This is a genomic window from Longimicrobiaceae bacterium (assembly GCA_035936415.1).
In the GTDB taxonomy this organism is placed as follows: Bacteria; Gemmatimonadota; Gemmatimonadetes; order Longimicrobiales; family Longimicrobiaceae; genus JAFAYN01.
Window position 1 is genome coordinate 1 of the sequence record DASYWD010000583.1, and the last position, 3,537, is coordinate 3,537.

The following is a 3,537-nucleotide window of genomic DNA, read 5'->3' on the forward strand; positions in this document are numbered from 1 at the left end:
GCAGGCGTCGCGCGGATACGCCGCCGCGGTCGCGTTCCACTCCTCCACCACCTGCCGCCGCTCCTCCTCCGGAAGCACGTCGATGCTCCCGAGCGCCCGCCCCGGCGAGACTTCCAGCGCCTCCACCAGCCGCTCCAGCGCCGTATGCATCATCCGGCAGACGCGCATCGCCTCCGCCGGTGCCGCTACCTGCGCCGCGAGCGAGAACTCCTCGCCGAGATCGTTCACCGACAGGTCGACGGGGTAGTTCGACCGCTCCTGTCCGCGAAGTCCCCGCATCCCCTGCCTGGACCGCCCCGCCTCGGGGGAGCGCCCTCTGCTGCCGCCGTAGCGGTAGTTGAGCAGGGAGGTGAACAGCGGGGCCGGCGCTGCCACCCCGCTGCACCGCTGCGCCAGCGCCAGCGACGCGTGCTCGTGCCGCAGCAGCTCCGCCAGCAGCCGGTGCGTCCTCCGGACGCTCTCCTCCACCGCCTCCGCATCCACCTCGATCCGCACCGGGAGCGTGTTGATGAACGGCCCCATCACCCGGTCCGAGCCTTCCCCACCCTGCATGCGGCCGAAGAGCACGGTGCCGAACACCACGTCCTGCCGGCCGGTCAGCCGCGCCAGCACCAGCGCCCACGCCAGGTGGCACAGGCTCGCCGCGCTCACCCCCAGCTCCCGCGCACGGGCCCGCAGCCGTACCCCTGCGCCGCGCTCGACTCGAAGCCGCGCCTCGTCGACTCCGCGTTCCTCCCCCCACACGTCCAGCAGCCCGTACGGCGCCGTCGGCTCCTCCACGTCCCCCAGCAGCTCGCGGAAGAATGCCTCGTGCTCCTCCCGGCTCACCCCCAGCCGCGCCTGCGCCACGTAGTTACGAAAGGGGAGGGGCGGGGGGAGATCCCGGGCCCGCCCGTGCAGATGCGCCGCGATCTCCCCCTGGAGCACCTCCTGCGACTCGTGGTCGGCCACGAGGTGGTGCATGACCATGAGCAACAGCCAGCGACCCCCCGCACGATCCTCGGCGATGCACGCCCGCAGCAGCGGCGCGCGCCCGAGGTCCATCCGGTACCGCCGCGGGTCGTACCGCCGCCACAGCTGCTCGGCCGCATCCCCTCCTTCCTCGTCCAGCTGTACCTCCTCCACCGGCAGCTCCGCGCGCCGCCAGACGACCTGCACCGGCTCCCGCAGCCCCTCCCACCGGATCGCCGTGCGCAGGATGTCGTGCCGGTCGATCACCGCCTGCAGCGCCGCCAGATACTGCTCCAGGCGCCCGCGCGAGTCGAAAGCGGCCAGGCTCGGCGTCAGGTACGGATCCGCGTCGCCGGAGATCAGGTGGTGGAACAGCATTCCCTCCTGCAGCGGCGCCAGCGGGTAGACGTCCTGCACGTTCGCAGCGCCCCCGGGCACCCCCGCCACGATCCCGTCGATCTCCTCCTGGTTCAGCTCCACCAGCGGCAGCATCTGCGGTTCGAGGCGGAACCCGGGAGCGGAGGACTCGGCCCCGATGCTGGTGACGACCGACAGCAGCGCCTGCTTCTGGTCGCGGATCTCGGCCACGAGAGAGGGGGTCAGCTTCTGCTTTTCTCCGGTGACGACGAGCTGGTCGCCGCTCCTCCGCAGCTGCATCCCCGCCTCGGCGAGCCGGGCCAGCAGTCCGTCGACACTCATAGGTAAACCTCCACGATGTTGGGATTCCGGCCCGGATCCGTGGGCTCGGGGATCAGGTTCGGCGGCACCGCGACCTCCCTCGTCTCCCCCTCCACCTCCCCGGCCAGTTCGGCCAGAACCGGCGTGGTGAACAGCGCCCGCACCTCCAGGTGCAGCCCGCGCTGCCGCATGCGCTCCAGCACCCGGACCGCCAGGAGGGAGTGCCCGCCCAGCTCGAAGAAGTGGTCCCACCGCCCCACCCGCTCCAGCCGCAGCACCTCCGCCCAGATCTCCGCCAGCGCCTGCTCCATCTCGCCCTGCGGCGCCTCGTAGCCCCGCCGCGCGTACGCATCCCCCTCCGGGGCCGGCAGCGCCCTCCGGTCCAGCTTCCCGTTCGGCGTCAGCGGCATCTGCTCCAGCCGCACGTACGCCGCCGGCACCATGTACTCCGGCAGCCGCTCCAGCAGGTGCGCCCGGAGCGCCTCCACCGCTCCCGCTCCCACGTAGTACGCCACCAGCCGCCGGTCCCCGGGTGCGTCTTCGCGCGCCAGCACCACGGCCTCGCGGACCTCCGGGTGCTCGGAGAGCCACGCCTCGACCTCCCCGGGCTCCACGCGGAAGCCTCGCACCTTGACCTGGTGGTCCACCCGCCCCAGGAACTCGATCGTCCCGTCCCCCCGCCACCGCCCCCGGTCGCCGGTGCGGTAGAGTCTCGCCCCCGGCTCCCCGCCGAACGGGTCGGGGACGAAGCGCTCCGCCGTCAGCTCCGGCCGCCGCTGGTAGCCGCGCGCCACCCCGGCCCCGCCTACGTACAGCTCGCCCGCCGCGCCGGCCGGCACCGGCTCGCCCGCCGCGTCCAACACGTAGACCCGCGCGTTCGCGATCGGCCCGCCGATGCCGGGGCTCGCCCCCTCCCCGGCGCGGCACTCCTGGAGCGTCGCGCAGACGGTCGCTTCGGTGGGTCCGTAGGCGTTGAAGAGCCGGCGGCCCGGCGCCCATCGCGTCACCAGGGCGCCGCTCAGGGCGTCTCCGGCCAGGACGAGGGTGCGCACCGGGCCCAGGTCGGCGCCCTCGGGGAGGGCTCCGAGCACCGCCGGGGGAAGGGTCACGTGGGTGATGGCCTCGCGTGCGAGCACCTCGAGCAGCGCCCCGCCCGCCGGAACGGCTCCCGCGGGCGGAAGGTGCAGGGCGGCGCCCCGGGAGAGCGCCATGAAGACCTCGGAGACGCAGGCGTCGAAGCTGAACGATGCGAACTGCAGCACCCGGCTCTCCGGCTCCACTCCGAAGGCGCGCGCCTGGGCCACGGCCAGGTTGCAGGCGCCGCGGTGCTCGACCAGTACGCCCTTGGGCCGGCCCGTGGAGCCCGAGGTGTAGATCACGTAGGCCAGGTGCCCGGGGGTGAGGTCCGCCCGCGGCGGGTTCCCCTCCGGCTGCTCCGCCCAGGAGGAGGCGTGCACGGCGAGCGCGAGGACCGGCGCCGGGAGGGGCCCGAACCGCTCCAGCAGGGACTCGTGCGTCAGCAGCACCGCGGGAGCGCTGTCGCGGAGCATGTACGCCAGCCGCTCCCGCGGATACTCCGGATCCAGCGGCACGTACGCCCCGCCCGCCTTGAGCACCGCCAGCAGCGCCACGAGCATCTCCGGGCTGCGCTCCACCCCCAGCGCCACGCGCACGTCGGGCCCGACGCCCAGCTCCCGGAGGTAGTGCGCCAGGCGGTTCGCCCGCCGGTTCAGCTCTGCGTAGGTGAGCGTCTCGTCCCCGCAGACCAGCGCCGCCGCCTCCGGGGTGCGCTCCGCCTGCGCCTCGAACAGCTCGTGGATGCACCGCTCGGCCGGGTACGGCGCCTCCGTGGCGTTCCACGCCTCCACCACCTGCCGCCGCTCCGCCTCGGGCAGCATCTCCAGCCCG

2 protein-coding genes are annotated in these 3,537 nt (G+C 74.0%); both read right to left on the minus strand.

The window, feature by feature from the left end; translation table 11 throughout:
• Nucleotides 1-1,650: condensation domain-containing protein (locus VGR37_23380; GenBank protein HEV2150361.1), on the minus strand; the 1,650-nt coding region annotated here is incomplete at its 3' end.
• A partial coding sequence (locus tag VGR37_23385; GenBank protein HEV2150362.1) for an amino acid adenylation domain-containing protein occupies nt 1,647-3,537 on the minus strand: 1,891 nt, incomplete at its 5' end. The genes VGR37_23385 and VGR37_23380, both read right to left, overlap by 4 nt.